At 74.8% G+C, this 18,210-nt stretch carries 15 protein-coding genes and 5 tRNA genes; 8 read left to right on the top strand and 12 right to left on the bottom strand.

Annotation, left to right across the window (positions count from 1 at the left end; translation table 11 throughout):
• The first annotated feature begins 228 nt into the window (after positions 1-228).
• The gene (locus ACWDD7_RS12630; protein WP_351870565.1) at positions 229-789 is read left to right on the top strand and encodes a CGNR zinc finger domain-containing protein; all 561 of its coding nucleotides are present in this window, start codon (positions 229-231) and stop codon (positions 787-789) included.
• Positions 790-932: 143 nt separating this feature from the next.
• Here the strand turns inward: ACWDD7_RS12630 and ACWDD7_RS12625 are convergent, their stop codons facing one another.
• Complete coding sequence (locus ACWDD7_RS12625) at positions 933-1,109, bottom strand: hypothetical protein (protein WP_450457400.1); 177 nt, start codon at positions 1,107-1,109, stop codon at positions 933-935.
• Between the two features lie 140 nt (positions 1,110-1,249).
• A complete protein-coding gene (locus ACWDD7_RS12620; RefSeq protein ID WP_392214799.1) occupies positions 1,250-1,675 on the bottom strand; it encodes a hypothetical protein in 426 nt (141 codons plus the stop codon).
• A gap of 278 nt (positions 1,676-1,953) precedes the next feature.
• Here ACWDD7_RS12620 and ACWDD7_RS12615 point away from each other — a divergent pair, with 278 nt between their 5' ends.
• Positions 1,954-2,478: a DsbA family protein gene (locus ACWDD7_RS12615; RefSeq protein WP_392214797.1), complete on the top strand. Its 525-nt coding sequence runs from the start codon at positions 1,954-1,956 to the stop codon at positions 2,476-2,478.
• A gap of 49 nt (positions 2,479-2,527) precedes the next feature.
• Here ACWDD7_RS12615 and ACWDD7_RS12610 read toward each other — a convergent pair whose 3' ends face one another.
• From ACWDD7_RS12610 to ACWDD7_RS12600, 3 genes are all read right to left on the bottom strand, one after another.
• Positions 2,528-3,355: a GNAT family N-acetyltransferase gene (locus ACWDD7_RS12610; protein ID WP_351870557.1), complete on the bottom strand. Its 828-nt coding sequence runs from the start codon at positions 3,353-3,355 to the stop codon at positions 2,528-2,530.
• A gap of 365 nt (positions 3,356-3,720) precedes the next feature.
• Positions 3,721-4,545, bottom strand: a complete 825-nt coding sequence (locus ACWDD7_RS12605; RefSeq protein WP_351870554.1) for an aminotransferase class IV — start codon at positions 4,543-4,545, stop codon at positions 3,721-3,723.
• Positions 4,542-5,597, bottom strand: coding sequence for a chorismate-binding protein (locus ACWDD7_RS12600; protein WP_351870551.1), 1,056 nt, complete (start codon positions 5,595-5,597; stop codon positions 4,542-4,544). The genes ACWDD7_RS12605 and ACWDD7_RS12600 overlap by 4 nt, the downstream gene beginning before the upstream one ends.
• Positions 5,598-5,774: 177 nt before the next feature.
• On the opposite strand from ACWDD7_RS12600, the gene ACWDD7_RS12595 reads away from it, so the two are divergent.
• The 5 genes from ACWDD7_RS12595 (at position 5,775) to ACWDD7_RS12575 (ending at position 6,255) form a co-directional block, all read left to right on the top strand.
• Positions 5,775-5,847 (top strand) — tRNA-Gly (locus ACWDD7_RS12595).
• A 38-nt stretch (positions 5,848-5,885) separates the two neighbouring features.
• A tRNA-Cys gene (locus ACWDD7_RS12590) sits at positions 5,886-5,959 on the top strand.
• Position 5,960: 1 nt separating this feature from the next.
• Positions 5,961-6,032 (top strand) — tRNA-Val (locus ACWDD7_RS12585).
• 50 nt (positions 6,033-6,082) lie between these two features.
• Positions 6,083-6,154, top strand: a tRNA-Val gene (locus ACWDD7_RS12580).
• A 29-nt stretch (positions 6,155-6,183) separates the two neighbouring features.
• Positions 6,184-6,255: transfer RNA gene (locus ACWDD7_RS12575), tRNA-Val, on the top strand.
• 46 nt (positions 6,256-6,301) lie between these two features.
• Here ACWDD7_RS12575 and ACWDD7_RS12570 read toward each other — a convergent pair.
• From ACWDD7_RS12570 to ACWDD7_RS12560, 3 genes are all read right to left on the bottom strand, one after another.
• The gene (locus tag ACWDD7_RS12570) at positions 6,302-6,613 is read right to left on the bottom strand and encodes a TFIIB-type zinc ribbon-containing protein (RefSeq protein WP_351870548.1); all 312 of its coding nucleotides are present in this window, start codon (positions 6,611-6,613) and stop codon (positions 6,302-6,304) included.
• A gap of 101 nt (positions 6,614-6,714) precedes the next feature.
• A complete protein-coding gene (locus ACWDD7_RS12565; RefSeq protein WP_450457396.1) occupies positions 6,715-7,602 on the bottom strand; it encodes a phosphotransferase family protein in 888 nt (295 codons plus the stop codon).
• Positions 7,603-7,970: 368 nt separating this feature from the next.
• On the bottom strand, positions 7,971-8,147 hold the full coding sequence (locus ACWDD7_RS12560) for a hypothetical protein (RefSeq protein WP_450457335.1): 177 nt from the start codon (positions 8,145-8,147) through the stop codon (positions 7,971-7,973).
• 602 nt (positions 8,148-8,749) lie between these two features.
• On the opposite strand from ACWDD7_RS12560, the gene ACWDD7_RS12555 reads away from it, so the two are divergent.
• Complete coding sequence (locus tag ACWDD7_RS12555; RefSeq protein WP_450457334.1) at positions 8,750-10,168, top strand: protein kinase domain-containing protein; 1,419 nt, start codon at positions 8,750-8,752, stop codon at positions 10,166-10,168.
• 298 nt (positions 10,169-10,466) lie between these two features.
• Here ACWDD7_RS12555 and ACWDD7_RS12550 read toward each other — a convergent pair whose 3' ends face one another.
• From ACWDD7_RS12550 to cbiE, 4 genes are all read right to left on the bottom strand, one after another.
• Positions 10,467-11,285, bottom strand: coding sequence for a TrmH family RNA methyltransferase (locus tag ACWDD7_RS12550; RefSeq protein WP_351870542.1), 819 nt, complete (start codon positions 11,283-11,285; stop codon positions 10,467-10,469).
• Positions 11,286-11,373: 88 nt separating this feature from the next.
• The gene (gene cobA, locus ACWDD7_RS12545) at positions 11,374-12,606 is read right to left on the bottom strand and encodes a uroporphyrinogen-III C-methyltransferase (protein WP_450457333.1); all 1,233 of its coding nucleotides are present in this window, start codon (positions 12,604-12,606) and stop codon (positions 11,374-11,376) included.
• A gap of 149 nt (positions 12,607-12,755) precedes the next feature.
• Positions 12,756-16,616 (bottom strand): nicotinate-nucleotide--dimethylbenzimidazole phosphoribosyltransferase, encoded by a 3,861-nt coding sequence (gene cobT / locus ACWDD7_RS12540; protein ID WP_450457332.1) that lies wholly within the window; start codon positions 16,614-16,616, stop codon positions 12,756-12,758.
• Between the two features lie 336 nt (positions 16,617-16,952).
• Positions 16,953-18,176, bottom strand: coding sequence for a precorrin-6y C5,15-methyltransferase (decarboxylating) subunit CbiE (cbiE, locus tag ACWDD7_RS12535; protein WP_450457331.1), 1,224 nt, complete (start codon positions 18,174-18,176; stop codon positions 16,953-16,955).
• Positions 18,177-18,210: the final 34 nt, after the last annotated feature.

The following is an 18,210-nucleotide window of genomic DNA, read 5'->3' as shown; positions in this document are numbered from 1 at the left end:
CGCCGTCACCGTGAGCGTTCACGGAACGGGGTCGGTCCGTCCGTGTGCGCGCAGGGGTCTCGTGCGGCGGCCCTGGGCGCGCTCACGGCGACTCCGGGACCTCCTGGCCCCGTGACGGCGTTCCACGGGCGGTCGGGGCCGGACGCGGCCCCTGCGAGGGACACGTTGTCGCTACCATCGGCCAGCATCGGCGGGCGCCCGCCCGACCCCCAGGCCAGGGAGCGAAACGTGCTGATCACCCACGACACCCGGTGCGCCCTCGACACCGTGGTGGACCTGGTGAACACCGCGCCGGAGGACGAGACGGCGCCGGACGGGCTGCCCGATGTCCCGGCCCTCGCGGATTTCATACGAAACCACGAGGTCAGCGATGTCGGGGTGGTGTCGGAGACCGACCTGTCGGCCGTGCGGGCGGTCCGGGCGCGGTTCGCGGCGATCTTCGCGGCCCCGGACGCCAGGAGCGCCGCCGCGCTGATCAACGAACTGGTCGCGGCGGCGGGCACCACTCCGCGGCTGACCGATCACGACGGCTACGACTGGCATGTCCACTACTTCGCCCCCGGCGCCTCCGTGGCCGACCACCTCGCCGCCGACTGCGGCATGGCCCTGGCCTTCTTCGTCGTCGCCGGCGAGGTGGAGCGCCTGCGCCGCTGCGAGGCCCCGGACTGCCGCCGCGCCTTCGTCGACCTGTCCCGCAATCGCTCCCGCCGCTACTGCGACAGCCGCACCTGCGGCAACCGTCTGCATGTCGCCGCGTACCGGGCGCGCCGCAAGGAGGCGACGGGCTGAGCCGTCCCCGGGGGGGCCGGCGGAAGAGGCCGGTGGTCTCGGCCGGAAGAGAGGCCGACGGGCTTGGGCCGGGCGGGTGAACGGCAGCGCTCCAGGGGGCGACGTCGGTCCCGGCGGGTGGCGCCGGGACGGACGTGTACGGCTCACAGCAACAGCAGATCGTGCAGCGCAGCCATGAGGATCAGACACCCGATCACCGCCAGGAAGATCATCAGCGGTGGCTGGGAAAGGGCGAAGAGGCACCCGCGCGGCTCGTCCTTCGGCGGCGCGGCCTCGCTCTGCGTCGTATCCAGCATCTCGCGGCCGATCATGGCGCACACGGGCCCTCGTCAGCGATCAAGACTCACGATCTTGCGGGAGTTCGCCGATTCCCGTGATCTCTCGTCCGGCTCGCTTCGGCTGGTGAACGATTCCGGACGTCCGCGGACCCACTGTGACGCCCCGGCAACTCATGTGACTGTCATATGCCGTGCTTCTTGAGGATCGCCTCGATGTCGCTGAAGTCGTCGCCGGACGTCGGACGCTTCCCCTGGCCCCGCCCCAGCGCCGGAGCGGATGACGTGGGTGCCGTGGTGCCCGGCCGCGTCCTGCCGGTGTCGGACGCCGCCCCGCGCTCCGGGCCCGCGCCGGCCCTGCGGCGCTCCACCGCGCGGGTGCCGGCGAACAGCAGCCAGGCCGCGGCCAGCACGCCGAAGCCCGCCCAGGCGGTGGGGCTGAACGCGGTGTCCGCGAGCCAGCCCACGATGCCCGTCATCACGAGGCCGACCGGCACCAGCGCGTAGGCCGCGATGCGGGCCGCCGACAGGAAGCGCCTGCGATAGGCCGTGACCACCGCGATACCCAGGCCCGCCGCGGACACGGCGGAGCAGACTGTCTCGGCGATCATCCGGTCCTCCTGGCGGGCTCGGTCGGGTGGAAGGTCGGCGCGTCACCAGCGGCCCTCCGGTACTCCGGTACGGCCGACGTGTGGCGCTTCGTCCCTTCCATCCTGCACCGCCCGGCCCGCACGGGGCCATGCCCCGAGCCGCACATCAGGGAGATCTCCGGGTCGCCTCCTCCTCGGGTGCCGGTGGCCGAGGGCGTGGGGAGAGACGCCGAGCCCGCCGGGGGCCGAGCCGAGGTCCGCGTTGGGGTGGTCGTGGCCGGCCTGGAAGACTGGAGGGCATGAGCGACTCCTCCCCCGTGCGCACCGACGCCCTCGTCCTCGACGTCTGGTGCGAACTCCAGTGCCCCGACTGCCGTACCGCCCTGGACGACGTGCGCGCCCTGCGTGCCCGCTACGGCGACCGGCTGGACGTGCGGCTGCGGCACTTCCCGCTGGAGCGGCACAAGCACGCCTTCGCGGCCGCCCAGGCCGCCGAGGAGGCGCTGGCGCAGGGCAGCGGCTGGCCGTACGTGGAGGCCGTCCTGGAGCGGGTCGGGGAACTGGGCCGGGAGGGAGAGCCCCTCCTGGTCGAGGTGGCCCGTGAACTCGGTCTGGACGCCGAGGAGTTCGACACCGCGCTGATCGACGGCCGGCACATCCTGATCGTCGACGCCGACCAGGCCGAGGGCAAGGCGATCGGCGTGACGGGGACCCCGACGTACGTCATCGGCGGCGAGCGGCTGGACGGCGGCAAGAGCCAGGAGGGGCTGCGCGAGCGGATCGAGGAGATCGCCGACCGCCTGCTGGGCGAGCGTGACGCCTGAGGACTCCTCCGCCTCCGCGATGCCGCGCCGCCCCCTTGGACCGGCCTGCCTACAGCAGCGGCTTCGACAAGGAGTACGTCACCGTCTCGTAGCCGAGTGACTCGTACAGCCGCTCGGCCGGGGTGTTGCCCGCGAACACGTTGAGGCCGAGGAGCGGCCGGCCGGCCTCCAGTGCCTGGCGCTCCGCGAGGAGCATGAGCGCCCGGCCGTGCCCTTGGCCGCGCCCGGCCGCGTCCGCCTCGACGTCGTACACGTACGCCGCGTCCTCCCGCAGGGCCAGCCACAGGGTGCCGACCCGGGTCCCCTCGTGCTCCAGGACGCTGAAGAGCATGCCCTCCGTCGAGAGTCCCCGCGGCAGCAGCCGGGCATGGTCGTCGCGGGCCTTGGCGCGGGCGATCGCCTCGGGGACGCCCCGCTCGGCCCACGTACGGATGTAGCGCTCGTGCTCGTGGGCCTGCCAGTCCGCGAACTCGGCCTCGGACATGGGCCGTGCGCGGCTGCCCGGCGGCAGCGCGGGCGGGGCGGCGTCGAGGCGTTTCTCCATGCCGCGATTGCGCAGGGTGTAGCCGAGGGCGCCGAACAGCCGCAGCGCGATGTCCGCCGAGGCCGCCGGTACGACGGTCTCGATCTGCCGGCAGCCCCAGCCGCGCGCCACCTCCTCCGCGGCGAGCGCGGCGACCGTCCCCCGGCCGCGGCGGCGGTCGGCCTCGGCGATCCGCAGGTCGTCGACGCGGGCCACCGTGTCCCCGAGGGACGGCGAGGTCCCGAGGTGGATCTCGCCCACGGGACGGCTGTTCACGCACACCTGGTAGCGGCGCGAACGGGTGCCGTCGGGATGCTGCTGAAGCGGCTCAAGGGGCCGCAGGGTCGTGGTCATCACAGCTGTTCTACCCAGGGCGGCGGCCGGAGTCAGCCGGTTCGCCGAGGCTCGGGCCGGCGTCCCGCCCGGGACACGGGTCAGGTCGAAGCACCGGGCCGACGGCCGGGTCCCGCCCGGGTCACGGCCGGCCCGCGCGGCCCGGCCCACCGGCCGCGACCCGCTCCCGACGGCCGACCGGCCCCCGCGCACGCGCGCCCACCCCATCGTCCGCCCGGATCGCGGTGTCAGCCCCGCGCCTCCGCGCCCCGGAGCCGGCGGGCCGCGGACCGGCACACCGCCCGGCCCGTCCGAGACGCGCTCACGCGTGGTCCCGGCGGCCCGGACCGAAGCCGGCCCACCGAGCCCGCGCCCGTGCTACCGCGTCACCGCGGGTCCGGGTCCTGCCCCGCGCGCTCCTCGAAGATCCGCATCGCCTTCGTGGTCACCGGGCCCGGCGTGTCCGGCAGTTCGCGGTCGTCCACCCGGTGGACCGCCTGGATGTCGCGCAGGGTGGAGGTCAGGAAGATCTCGTCGGCGTGGGTCAACACGTCGAGGGGGAGGTCGGTTTCCCTGGCGCCCGTCCATTCGACGGCGAGGGCACGGGTGATGCCGGGGAGGCAGCCGGAGGCGACCGGTGGCGTGTGGATCTCGCCGTCCAGGACGACGAAGACGTTCGAGCCGGTGCCCTCGCACAGTTGGCCGACGGTGTTGCCGAACAGCGCCTCGGAGGCGCCCTGTTCGTGGGCGCGGGCGAGGGCGACGACGTTCTCGGCGTACGAGGTGGTCTTCAGGCCGGTGAGGGCACCGCGCTCGTTGCGGGTCCAGGGGACGGTGATCACGGCCGTGGTGTCCGGGCGGCGCGTGGTCTCGCCGAGGGCGACCACCAGGGTCGTACCGTGCTCGCCGCGGTCGGAGCCGAGCGGACCGTGGCCGCCGGTGTAGGTGATCCGCAGCCGCCCGAGCGGCATCGGGTTGGCCGCGAGCACGGCGGCGCAGGCCTCGCGGACCTCGTCGTGGTCGGGGTCGGGCAGACCGAGTCCCCGGGCCGAGCGGGTGAGCCGGTCGAGGTGCCGGGTGAGTGCGAAGGTGCGGCCCTCGACCGCCTTCACGGTCTCGAAGACGCCGTCGCCGACGGTCAGCCCGTGGTCGAAGACGGAGACCCGCGCGGAGTCCATGTCCCGCAGCCCGCCGTCCAGCCAGATCCTCATGTGCACGCCTCTCCACTTCGCTCGTACGCCCCCGACGCTACCGCGAGCAGGCGGGACGCCTTCAGCTCGGTCTCCCGCCACTCCCCCTCGGGGTCCGAGCCCCATGTGATGCCGGCGCCGGAACCGAAGCGCAGGACGCCCGCGGCGCGGTCGATCCAGAAGGTGCGGATGCCCACGGCCAGCTCGCCGGTACCCCGGTCGGCGTCGACCCAGCCGATGCCGCCGCAGTAGGGGCCGCGCGGGGCCGGCTCCAGGGCCTCGATGATCCTGAGGGCGCTGGACTTGGGCGCGCCGGTCACGGAACCGGGCGGGAAGGCGGCGGCGAGCAGCTCGGGCCAGCCCGCGCCCGCGCGCAGCTCGCCGCGGACGGTGGAGACGAGGTGGACGAGGCCGGGGTGCTTCTCCACCACGCACAGGTCCGGGACGGTGACGCTGCCGGTGGCGCAGACGCGCCCGATGTCGTTGCGGACCAGGTCCACGATCATCACGTTCTCGGCGTAGTCCTTCTCCAGGAGGTCCGCCTCGGTGCGGCCGGTGCCCTTGATGGGTCCGGACTCCACGGTCCGCCCGTCGCGGCGCAGGAACAGCTCCGGGGACGCGGTGGCGATCTCCACACCGTGCGCGGGCAGGCGAATCGTTCCGGCGTACGGTGCCGGGTTGCCGCGGGCCAGCAGGGCGGTCAGGGCGTCCACGTCGGCGTCGGGGGCGATCGGCGCACTGAGCACCCGGCAGAGGTTGGCCTGGTAGACCTCGCCGGCCGCTATGTGGGCGCGGACGCGGCGGACGGCCGCGGTGTAGGAGGCGCGGTCCAGGGAGGAGACCCAGTCCCCCACGGCGGGGCCGTGCCAGCCGCCGGGCACGGGGGCGGGCACCGGTTCCTGTCGTACGTCCGCGAAGCGTGCGCAGGTCAGACGGCCCTCGAAGTCCGCGCACACGGCCCAGAAGCCGGTGGATTCCAGGGCGGCGGGATCGCTGGTGACATCGAGGAGGCCGGTCGCGAGGCGGTCGCCGAAGCGGGCCAGCGGGGGAAGGCCAGGAGCATGGTGGAGCACGTGCCCGAGTCTAGGTGGGTGTCGTGGAGGTGACCCGGGGATGTCCCGGAGGGGCCCCTGACCACCGCCTGCGCCGGGTGCAGCGCAGCACGCTGCGCAAACGCGTTTTTGTACTGGCCCGGGAATCCGCTAGAGTTCAACACGTCGCCGGGACGCGGAAGCGGAACGAAACGACAAGCGGACGTAGCTCAGTTGGTAGAGCGCAACCTTGCCAAGGTTGAGGTCGCGAGTTCGAGCCTCGTCGTCCGCTCGAAGGAAGAAGGGGTCGTCCCGATCCCCTACACTCCTGGTGGAGTGGCCGAGAGGCGAGGCAACGGCCTGCAAAGCCGTCTACACGGGTTCAAATCCCGTCTCCACCTCCAAGGACGATTAGCTCAGCGGGAGAGCGCTTCCCTGACACGGAAGAGGTCACTGGTTCAATCCCAGTATCGTCCACTGGATCGCCGGTCAGCCGGAGGTCCCGGGTCTCTCGAAGATCCACACCCGCGCGATTAGCTCAGCGGGAGAGCGCTTCCCTGACACGGAAGAGGTCACTGGTTCAATCCCAGTATCGCGCACTGACCGTGGTCCCCGGATCACTGTCCGCGGACGATTAGCTCAGCGGGAGAGCGCTTCCCTGACACGGAAGAGGTCACTGGTTCAATCCCAGTATCGTCCACACAGCAGAAAGCCCCCGGCCGTCGGCCGGGGGCTTTCGTCGTCCCTCAGCTGGAGAACAGCATGTGGGTGAAGCTCCGGTGGTGGTGACCGTGGTGGCCGTGGTGGCCGTGCTCGTAGTGACCGCCGCCGTGACCGCCGTACGGGGCGCCCCAGGCGGGCGCGGAGGGGGCCGGGTACCCCTGCGGGGCGGCGGGCGGGGCCGGCGGGGCGGGCTTGGACCACTGGGACTCCAGCTGGGTCAGGGCCTCCAGCTCGCCGTAGTCGAGGAAGATGCCGCGGCACCCGCCGCACTGCTCGATCTGGACGCCGCTGCGGTTGTACGTCTGCATGGGTGCGTGGCACTTCGGACACTGCATCGTCGGCTCAACTCCTCGCCGGTCGGTACTGCTTGGTGTTTCCCCAGGACAGACTCCGTTCCACCGCGCGTGGTTGCAACCACCTTCCGGGAGAACGGACGTCACGGGGCGGGCATGCGGGCGCAGGCGTCGACGACGGCCTGCTCGATCTCGTCCAGCGGGCGGTCCGCGGCGAGCGCCTTGGTGATCGCCAGGGCGGCCGTCTGGGCGCTGAGGGCGCGGGCCGGGACGTCCAGGGCGGCCCAGGGGTCGCCGTCCGCCGGGACGGCCGGACCGCCTGCCCGCCGGTAGGCGGCCAGGAAGCGGGTCCAGTCGTCGGGCGGGAGGAGTCCGCAGGCGTACCAGGCGGCGGGGCGGGCGAGGTCCCAGGCGGGGACGCCGAGTCCCAGGTCGTCCACGTCGATCAGCCGCCAGGGGCCGTCGGGGGCGGGATGCCGGACGAGTTGGCCGAGGTGGAGGTCGCCGTGGCAGACCGCTCGCGGGCCGGGCATCGGGGCCTCGGCACGGGCCCAGGCGGGAAGGGCGGCCCAGGCGTCGAGGACGGGACGGGCGGCGGGGTGGGGCGCCGCGCGGAGGGCCGCGTGGAGGCGGGTGATCGCGCGGGCGGCCTTGGCGGGGCCGCGCATCGGGGGCAGGGCGGGGTGCGGGACGGCGTGGTGCAGCCGGGCGAGGAGGGTGGCGACGGCTTCCCAGGGGGCCGCGGCGGGGGCGGCGGGGTCCACGGGGGTGCCGTACGGCCAGTAGGTCACCGGGCGGTCGTGCAGGTTCTCCGCGGTGGGGGTGAGCGGGGGCAGGAGGATACCGGGCAGCTCGGCGGCGGTTTCGAGGCGTCGGGCCAGGTGGGTGGGGTCGGTGCCGGGGGCGTGGGCCTTGACGACCGTGTCCCCGAGGCGGATGACGGTGGCGTCGGGGCGGTCGGCGAGGGTGGTGGGGGCGGCGGCGCGGTGGGGGTGCGTGGCGCGGGCGTGCGCGACGAGGGCGGGGACGATGTTCACGGGGCCTCGGGGGGGGACGGGGTGTGGTGAGAAATACGACGGTGGGGTGGGGGTGGCGGTTGCGGCGCGCCGGGCGGAGGCCGGGTCGCTCACCGGAGCCGGCCGGTGCCCCGGGGCGCGGGCGACAGCGCGCTCGGTCACGGCGGCGGCACGCTCGGTCACGGCGGCGGCACGGTCGCCCGACGGCTGTCACGGCGATGGCGGGTCGGCGTCCCCGGCAGCCTCCCCGGCAGGGAACGGCTATGCCGGCGCAGCTCCCCAGCTGCGCCGGCATATGTGCCGTCCGTCGCACCCCCGTCCCCACGGGGTTTCATGGATGGATGTCCCCGCCCGGACCGCTCTTCCGGGCCTGGGGTCGCCGCTCAGCGCCCCAGCATCGCACCCACGGACGACGCCTGTGTGGCCACCGTCTCCCAGCCGTCGAAGACGAGCAGGAGCAGGGCCGCCAGGGGAAGGGCCATGAGCGTCGCCACCAGCGGGTGGCGGCGACCCGCGCGGCGGGATGCGAACGCGGTGCGTCGCGGTGCCGGGTGGGTCATGGTCCCTCTCCTGACCGTCTCGGTTGTCTGTGACAGCGGCGGGTGTCCGACCTCGGGGGACGAGCGCTGCACCCGCCGCTTGACCTCAAATCTAGGCGCGGGGCGCGAACCGGGCGTCATGCCCTCGTACCTATTGCCGGGCCTCCCGGAGGATGAGCCCCCGGCCGCGGCCTACTCCCCTGGGTGGAGAGCCGGTCCCGGGTCTCGGGGTCTTCCCTGAGGGGTCGCCCACCGTGTCGGGCATGTCGGACGCGGACAGCGCACCGGAACGCGTGACTTCGATCACTCGGGACGGTCATGGAGCGGACGCCGGGTGCCGTCCGGGCACCGGTCGACGACGGGTGGAGCGGGGCGTCCGCGGCGGGTTCCGGCGACGGAGGGGAGGACGGGGTCCCCTGGTCGTGGCGGGTTCAACGTCCCTGTGGACGCGCCCGGTTGACGTTGGCGGCGGCTCAAGAGGGCCGTAGCCGCAGGTCTCCTGACCGTGTCTCACCTCGGCCCGGCGGCGCGCACAATCCGTCGCGCCGAGAGGGCGCGGCCTCTGCGCGCGGGCGGCCCGGGAAACGTAAGCTGTGCCACGTCAGAGGGACCGGGCAGCGGGGATGAACATGGCGATGATGCGCCTGAGGCGCGAGGACCCGCGCGTCGTCGGCTCGTTCAGGCTTCACCGACGGCTCGGCGCGGGCGGAATGGGCGTGGTCTACCTCGGCTCCGACAAGAAGGGGCAGCGGGTCGCCCTGAAGGTGATCCGGCCCGATCTCGCCGAGGACCAGGAGTTCCGCTCGCGTTTCGCACGCGAGGTCTCCGCGGCCCGTCGCATCCGGGGCGGTTGCACGGCCCGGCTGGTGGCCGCCGACCTGGAGGCCGACCGCCCCTGGTTCGCCACCCAGTACGTCCCCGGGCCGTCCCTGCACGACCGGGTCGCCGACGAGGGCGCGCTCCTCGCGGCCGACGCGGCGGCGATCGGCGCGGCGCTGTCCGAGGGCCTGGTCGCGGTGCACGAGGCGGGGGTCGTCCACCGGGACCTCAAGCCCTCCAACATCCTGCTGTCCCCCAAGGGGCCGCGGATCATCGACTTCGGCATCGCCTGGTCCACCGGTGCCTCCACCCTCACCCATGTGGGCACCGCCGTGGGCTCCCCCGGCTTCCTCGCCCCCGAGCAGGTGCGCGGGGCGGCCGTCACCCCGGCCACGGACGTCTTCTCGCTGGGCGCGACCCTCGCCTACGCCTCGACCGGCGACTCCCCTTTCGGGCACGGCAGTTCCGAGGTGATGCTGTACCGGGTGGTGCACGAGGAGCCGCAGCTGCACGGCGTGCCCGACGCGCTCGCCCCGCTGATCCGGGCCTGTCTGGCGAAGGACCCCGAGGACCGGCCCAGCACGCTCCAACTGTCCCTGCGGCTCAAGGAGATCGCGGCCCGCGAGGCGCAGGGCCAGAGCGAGGCGCGACCGCCCTCCCCGCGCGCGGCGGAGGCGGACCGGCCCACCGGGCGGCTCGCCGACACGTATCCGGACACGCAGCGCGCCACACGCCGCCAGGCCCCCGGCACACCGTTGCCGCGCGGCGCCTCGTCCCGGGGCGGCGGGGTGCCCTCGCGCGGCGGCAGCACCTCCCGCGGCGGCAACGCCACCTCCCGGCCGGGCACGGCACGGCCCACCCCGGACCAGCGTGGCAGCGGCCCCCGCTCCACCGGCAAAAGCCGTCCCGGCACCCGCGGCAACGCCCGGCGCCCGGCCCCGCGCACCACGAAGACCGGCCTGCGTCCCGCCAATCCCCGCCTGCTCCGGCAGCGCCTCACCGTGTTCGTCGTGGTGACCCTGCTCGTGGCCCTCGGCATCGCCCTGGCCCAGGGCTGCCAGGGCCCGGCCCGGGGCCTGGGCAACGGCTTCGGCGGCGCGTTCGGCGCGGGGGTACGGCCGTCGCAGCAGACGCCGGTCGCCCCGTCGCGTACGGCCGGTGACACACGGCCGTACGCCGACCCGCCCGGCTCCTCCCCCGCGGACCGCGGCGCCGGAGGGTGAGGGCGCACCGCGCGGTGGGTGTCCGTGGTCGACCGGCGGGGCCGAGGGCCCTGGTGGTTCGGTGAAGCTCCCCCGCACGTCGCCCCACGCGGCGTCGTCCGCCGGGGGCCGCGCGCATCCGGTCCATGACGGACTTCCGCGATCCGTCGGGGCCGATGCGGCGCACTCACCAGGGGACTTCTGGCCGCGGGGCATCACGCCCGCGAAGTGGCCCGCGCGGACGACGGAGGGATCGCCGGGCCTCGACGCGCCCCTGGCGAGCCGGCCCGCCTCGGCGCCGGGCCGACCGGTCGTGGAGTCAGGACCGCGGGCGGCCCGTCGCCACCGCGTAGAAGGCGACCGCGGCGGCGGCACCCACGTTCAGTGAGTCGACGCCGTGGGACATGGGGATGCGGACCCATTCGTCGGCGGCGACGAGGGCCTGGGTGGAGAGGCCGTCGCCCTCGGCGCCCAGCATCAGGGCGACCCTGTCCATCGTGTGCGGGGCGGCCTCGTCCAGGCTGCGGGCCTTCTCGTCGGGGGTGAGGGCGAGGAGGGTGAAGCCGGCCTCGCGGACCTGCTCCAGGCCCTTCGGCCAGTTCTCCAGGCGGGCGTACGGCACCGAGAACACCGCGCCCATCGACACCTTGACGCTGCGCCGGTACAGCGGGTCGGCGCAGTCGGGCGAGAGCAGGACCGCGTCCATGCCGAGGGCGGCCGCCGAGCGGAAGATCGCGCCGATGTTGGTGTGGTCGTTGACCGCTTCCATGACCACCACGCGGCGGGCGGAGCCCAGCAGTGCGGCGGCGGTCGGCAGCGGCTTGCGCTGCATGGAGGCGAGCGCGCCGCGGTGCACGTGGTAGCCGGTGACGCGCTCGGCGAGTTCCGGGCTCACCGCGTAGACGGGGGCGGGGAGTTCGTCGATGACGTCGCGCATGACGTCGATCCACTTCGCCGAGAGCAGCATGGAGCGCATCGCGTAGCCCGCTTCCTTGGCTCTGCGGATGACCTTCTCGCCCTCGGCGATGAACAGGCCCTCGGCGGGCTCGCGCTTGCGGCGCAGTTCGACGTCGGTCAGGTCCGTGTAGTCGGAAAGACGCGGGTCGTCGGGATCGTCGACGGTGATGAGATCGGCCACAGGGTGATACTGCCTTGTCCTGGGTGTGGTGCCAACGGCTGGGTAGGGGTGCGTTACCCGAGGTTACGCGTGATCAAGGGGGATTCGGTCACACGGTCGGCGCGAGGCCCCGCGTCACGACCTCGCCGATCACGATGACCGCCGGGGGCTTCACGTCCTCGGCGCGGACGGTCTCGGCGACCGTGGCGAGGGTGGCGTCGACCCGGCGCTGCGCGGCCGTCGTACCCTCCTGCACCAGCGCGACCGGGGTCTTCGGGGACCTGCCGTGCGCGACGAGCGTCTCGGCGATCTTCCCGATCTTGTCGACGCCCATCAGGATCACCAGCGTGCCGGTGAGCCTGGCCAGCGACGGCCAGTCGACCAGCGAACGCTCGTCGTCGGGCGCCACATGGCCGCTGACGACCGTGAACTCATGGGCGACGCCCCGGTGGGTGACCGGGATGCCGGCCGCGCCCGGCACCGAGATGGAGCTGGAGATGCCCGGCACGACGGTGCAGGGGATGCCGGCCTCGGCGAGCGCCTGGACCTCCTCCATGCCCCGGCCGAAGACGAAGGGGTCGCCCCCCTTGAGCCGTACGACCGACCTGCCCTGCCTGGCGTGTTCGATCAGCGCGTTGTTGATGGCCTCCTGGGCCATGTACCGGCCGTACGGGATCTTCGCCGCGTCGATCACCTCGACGTGCGGCGGGAGTTCGGCGAGCAGGTCGCGCGGGCCGAGCCGGTCGGCGATCACGACGTCCGCCTCGGCGAGCAGCCGACGGCCGCGGACCGTGATCAGGTCGGGGTCGCCGGGGCCGCCGCCGACCAGGGCGACGCCGGGGGTGCGGGTGCGGTGGTGGGGGGCGACGAGGGTGCCGTCGCGCAGGCCCTCGACGACCGCGTCGCGGATGGCGGCGGTGTGCCGCGGGTCGCGGCCGCGGGCGTCCGTGGTGAGGACGGCGACGGTGACGCCCGCGCTGGTGCCGGTGGCCGGGGTCCATGCGGTGGCCCGGTCGGCGTCGTCGGAGCGGACGCACCACACGCGGTGGCGCTCGGCCTCGGCGGAGGCGGCGGAGTTGGTCTCCTGGTCGCTGGTGGCGATGAGGGCGTACCAGGCGTCGGCGAGGTCGCCGTCCTCGTACCGCCGCCTGTGCCAGGTGATCTCGCCCGCGTCCGCCATCGCCTCGACGGAGGGGGTCGCCTCGGGGGACACCACGATGACGTCCGCGCCCGCCGCTATGAGGGCGGGGAGCCGGCGCTGGGCGACCTGGCCGGCGCCGAGGACGACGACGCGGCGGCCGGAGAGGCGGAGCCCTACGGGGTAGGCGGGGTGTTCGGCCATGGCTCCTCCGGGGACGTTGTGGTGGCCCTGACGTGCGGATTTTACGTGGGCAGCGGTGAGGCCGGGGCAGGTGTCCGGGGGCTGGTCACGACGGTGCGGCAGTACGGCAGGGCGGCAACCGGAACCGCCCTGCCGAAGCCCCTGGGGACCTATTTCTCGGTGACGCCCGCCGAGTCGAACGTCGCCACCTCGTGCATCGCCCTCGCCGCGCTCTGCACCAGCGGCAGGGCGAGGAGCGCGCCCGTGCCCTCGCCGAGGCGGAGGTCGAGGTCCACCAGGGGGCGCAGGCCGAGCTTGTTGAGGGCGGCGACGTGGCCGGGTTCGGCGCTGCGGTGGCCGGCGATGCAGGCCGCGAGGACCTCCGGGGCGATGGCGCGGGCCACGAGGGCCGCGGCACCCGCGCTGACGCCGTCCAGGATGACCGGCGTACGCAGGGACGCGCCGCCGAGCAGCAGGCCCACCATCGCCGCGTGCTCGAAGCCGCCGATGGCCGCGAGGACGCCGACGGGGTCGGCCAGGTCCGGCTGGTGGAGTTCCAGGGCGCGCCGGACCACCTCGGTCTTGCGGGCCAGCGTCTCGTCGTTGATGCCGGTGCCGCGGCCGGTGACCTCGGCCGGGTCGACGCCGGTGAAGACGGAGATCAGCGCGGCGGACGCGGTGGTGTTGGCGATGCCCATCTCACCGGTGAGCAGCGCCTTGTTGCTGGCCGCGACCAGGTCGCGGGCGGTCTCGATGCCGACCTCGATGGCCGCCTTGGCCTCCTCGCGGGTCATCGCGGGCCCGGCGGTCATGTCGGACGTGCCGCCGCGGATCTTGCGGGGCAGCAGCCCCGGGGTGGCGGGCAGGTCGGTGGCGACGCCGACGTCCACGACGCACACCTCGGCGCCGACCTGGGCGGCGAAGGCGTTGCAGACCGCGCCCCCGCCCAGGAAGTTGGCCACCATCTGACCGGTGACCTCCTGGGGCCAGGGGGTGACGCCCTGGGCGTGCACACCGTGGTCGCCCGCGAAGATGGCGACGGCGGCGGGCTCCGGGATCGGCGGCGGGCACTGCCGGGAGAGACCGGACAGCTGCGCGGAGATGATCTCCAGCATGCCGAGCGCGCCGGCCGGCTTGGTCATGCGCTTCTGGCGCTCCCAGGCCTCACCGAGGGCCTTGGCATCGAGCGGGCGGATCTGGGCGACGGTCTCGGCAAGCAGGTCGTGGGGTTCCTCTCCGGGCAGGGCGCGGCGGCCGTACGTCTCTTCGTGCACCACCCAGGACAGGGGGCGTCGCTTGGACCAGCCGGCCTGCATCAGCTCCGGCTCGTCCGGGAATTCGTCGACGTAGCCTACGCACAGGTAGGCGATGACCTCCAGGTGCTCGGGCAGGCCGAGGGCGCGCACCATCTCGCGCTCGTCGAAGAAGCTGACCCAGCCGACGCCGAGGCCCTCGGCGCGGGCCGCGAGCCAGAGGTTCTCGACGGCGAGCGCCGCGGAGTACGGCGCCATCTGGGGCTGGGTGTAACGGCCCAGCGTGTGCCGGCCGCCACGGGTGGGGTCGGCGGTGACGACGATGTTCACGGGAGTGTCGAGGATGGCCTCGATCTTCAGTTCCTTGAACTGCTTCGCCCGGCCCTTGGGCAGCGACTTCGCGTATGCCTCGCGCTGGCGCATGGCCAGTTCGTGCATGGTGTTGCGCGTCTCGGCGGACCGGATGACGACGAAGTCCCAGGGCTGCGAGTGGCCGACGGAGGGCGCGGTGTGGGCGGCCTCCAGGACGCGGAGCAGCACCTCGTGCGGGATGGGGTCGTTGCGGAAGCCGTTGCGGATGTCGCGGCGCTCGCGCATGACCTTCAGTACGGCCTCGCGCTCGGCATCGTCGTAGCCGGGGGCGGCCGGACCGGTGGATCCCGGCGCGGGTGCCGGTGCCGCTTCGGCCGGGGTCTCCCCCTGCGCGGCGGCAGCGGGCTCCTGCGCGGCGGCAGCGGGCTCCGGGGTCGTCGCGTGCGGCGCGGCCTCGGCCTCGCGGGGCGCGGGCACGGTGGCCTGCGGCGCGGGGCCCTGGGCGGGCAGGACGAGAGGGTGCGGCGGGGTCGGCGCCAGGTGCGGCGTGCTCGGCACCTGCCCCTCCACCGGCACGAACTCCCCGAGCGGCTGCTCGGGACCCGGCTCCAGGGGGACGCCGGGCACCTGCTCGGCGGCGGGGGCGGGCTGCCCGGGGGCCTCCGCCGGGACTGCGGGCTGCGGGGCCGGGGCCTCGACGGGCGCCGAAGCGTCCTGCGGCTGCGCGGGCGCGACGGGGGCCGGGTCGGCGGCGGGTCGCGGCTGCGGGGCCTCGGCCTCCGCGGCGACGGCGGCCTGCGGGTCCACGGCCACGGCGGCGACCGGTGCCGGGACGGCCTCGGCGGGCTGCTCGGGGCCGGGGACCGAGGTGGGTACGGCGGGGTCGCCCGCCGGGACGGGCTCGGCGGGGGGGACTGCCGGGCCGGTCTGGTCCTGGGCCGTCGGCTGGGGCAGGGGCTGCGCCTCGACCGGGGCCGGGGCCGGGGCCGGGGGCGGACCTCCCGGCTGGGGCGCGCTCGGCACGGGCTCGGCGTCCTGGGCCGCGGGTTCGACCGACTGCGGACCCTGGACCTGGTGAACGACCGGCGCGGGGGCGACGGGAGCCTCGGTCGCCTCGGCCTGCTCGACCGGGGCGGCGACGGGCTGGACGGCGTCGGCGGCCTGAACGGCCTCGACGGCAGCCGGCTCGACGGCCGGGACAGCCTCGACGGCAACCGGCTCGGCGGCCTGGACGGCGTCCACGGCAACCGGCTCGACGGGCTCGGCGACCGGCTGACCGGCGGCGTCGGGAAGCTGGTGAGGAACCGGCGCGGGCACGACCGGCACCTCGGCCGCCACGGCCACGGGAGCCTCCACGGCCACGGGCTCGCCCGGCTGGGCCGCCTGGACGGCCTCGACGGCGACGGGTTCGACCGGCTGGGCCGCCTGGACGGCCTCGACGACCACGGGCTCGACCGGCTCGGCCACCTGGACGGCCTCGACGGCGACCGGCTCGGTCGGTCGGGCGTCCTCGACGGCACCCGGAACCTGAACCTCGGCCTGCACGGGGGCCCCGGCCTCCGGCGCGCCCGGCGCCTCGGCGACCAGCGCCTCCTGGACCGGCTGCGCGGCGACGGCGGTCGCCTCGGCGACCTGGGCGACCGGCACCTGGGCGGGCTCGGCGGCGACCGGCACGGCTTCCTCGGTCCGCGGCGCGTACACACCGTCATGGCCCTCGGCGGGCTGGGGACCGTCTTGGCCCTGCACCACCTGCTCGGCGGCGGACGCCTGCGCGGCGACCGGGGCGGCGAGGCCGTTCACGGCGGCCTCGCCGGCGATGTCGTCCGGCGCGCCGGCGACCGCCGGGTCAACCGTTTCCGCACCCGGCACCTGTCCGGCGACCGGCGCATCCGCCGCATCCGCCGTACCCGGCACGGCGAGCGCCGGGGCCTCGGCACCCGGGGTACCGGCGGCGACCGGCACGGCCTCGGCCGTACCCGGCACCTGCGCGGCGGCCGGCATCCCCACCGCCGTACCCCCCGGAGCCGCGCCCCAGGGCGCGGCACTCTGGGGGACCATCTCGCGCAGCGGCTGGGCGTCCAGGTACTCCGGGCCGCGGTCGGCGAGGGAACGGACGGGGCTCGCGGAGGCGTTGGGGATGGGCGGGCCGAGGTGCAGCGGGCGGCGCGGCGCCATGGTCTCGTGCGGGGACGGGAGGCGGACGCCGCCCAGGTCCACGGAGCCCGTGTCACGGCCGGCGGCCTCGTGCGGGCCCGGCTCGTGCAGGGCCTCGACCACGGGCTCCGGGGCGGGCGGCGGCACCTCGTTGCCCCATGCGCCCTGGGCGCCCGGCAGCAGCAGGTCTTCGTCCTCGGCGGGTGCCTCGGAGAGGTAGGTGTACGCGCCGTGCGCGGTGACGCCCGGCTGCTCCACCATGCCTGCGCTCTCCGGCTGCCCCTCGCCCGGGACCTGGCCGGTGTCGGTCATGCGTACCCCTCGCCCAATCGGTTAGTGCTCCTACGACCAGCTCACCCGGAACGGCATGCCGACCGCCCCGTAGTGAAGAACGAGCGTCCGTGCCCAGCGGCACGAACGACCCGCCGGAAAAGGCGACAAAGCCATTCAGTGGCATTGTCCCGGTCGTTGCGCCGTCACGACAGCATGATCCGCGACAGGCCGCTGTGGACTGCGCCACGTTGCGCATCCACGGGTTCGCCGTACCCCACCCACCCCAAACGGGGCGTGCGTTCCGGACATTGGCGAACGAATTTCCGGGCCACCGGTGCGGTACCACGATCGGCCAGCCTACCGCGCGCGGTACGACTACCGGATCACGGGGCGATCCATGAGCACCCCGCTGAGCAGGAACGCAACGTTCCGCTCCGTCTCCCGCCAGGCCCGGGTGTCCAGTTCGACGGACTGGAGCAGGGCGCACTCGACGCGGTAGCCGTGCTCGGTCAGGTCGCGGCCCACGAGTTCGGCCGCGTCGCGGGTCGCGGCGTGGGTGACGATGCGCTGCGGGCGCCGGTCGGCGACCGCCGAGACGACGGCCGCTCCCCCGCCGCCGACCCGCACCACGTCGGGTTCGGGCAGGTCCTCCAGGACGTGCGGGGCACTGCCGTGGACGACGTGGAGCTGGACGCCGTAGCGGCGGGCGGCGCCGTCGGTGCGGGCGCACGCGGCCGGGTCGCGGTCGACGGCGATGACGGCGGCACCGGCGCGCGCGGCCTCGGTGGCGAACGCGCCGGAGCCGCAGCCGATGTCCCAGACGAGGTCGCCGACCCGGGGCCCGAGGCGGGCGAGTTGGGCTGCGCGCAGCAGCTCGGTCTCGCCCTCGCCGAGCGCGGCGCCGTCGCCGTACGCCGCGTCGGGCTGGACCCAGCCGCGCGGTCCGGTGCCCGGGTCGCGGCCGGCGATCCAGCCGCCGCTCTCCGAGGCGCTCACCGGTCCGCCGATGACGATGACGACGTTGGGGTCGCGCCAGGTGTGGTCGGGGGCGTTGTCGGAGGTGACGACGGAGACCTGTTCGCGTTCGGTGCCCAGTTCCTCGCAGATGACGAAGGTGCGGTGGACACCGGCGAGGAGGAGACCGAGTTCGGCGGGGCCGGCGCCCGGCGAGGTGAGGACGGCCACCTTGGTGTGGGCGCGGCAGACGTTGACGGCCCGGCGCAGGGTGCGCGGGTGGGCGACGACGACCTGGGCGTCGTCCCAGGGCATGCCGGCCCGCGCGAAGGCGGCGGCGACGGAGGAGACGGCGGGGACGACCTCCACCTCCAGGCCGAACTCCGGTGCGCGCAGGGTGCGTACGACGCCGAAGAAACCGGGGTCGCCGTCGGCCAGCACGACCGCGGTGCCGCGGTGGGCGGCGATGCGGCGGGCGGCGAGCGCCACGCTGCCGAGGCGGATGCGTTCGGCGGCGGACGGGAGCTCGGGCAGCGCCAGATGGTGGGCCGCGCCTGCCACGAGGGTGGCGGCGCCGAGCGCCGAGCGTGCCGCCTCGGTCAGCGGCGAGCCGTCCCAGCCGATCACCGTGACCCGGTCGGCCATCGTTGTCCATCTCCAGGTTTTCGCAGGTCGTCAG

Source organism: Streptomyces sp. NPDC001056 (assembly GCF_053598955.1).
Note: the sequence above shows the minus strand (reverse complement) of the source record. Positions and strands in the feature narration are given on the sequence as shown.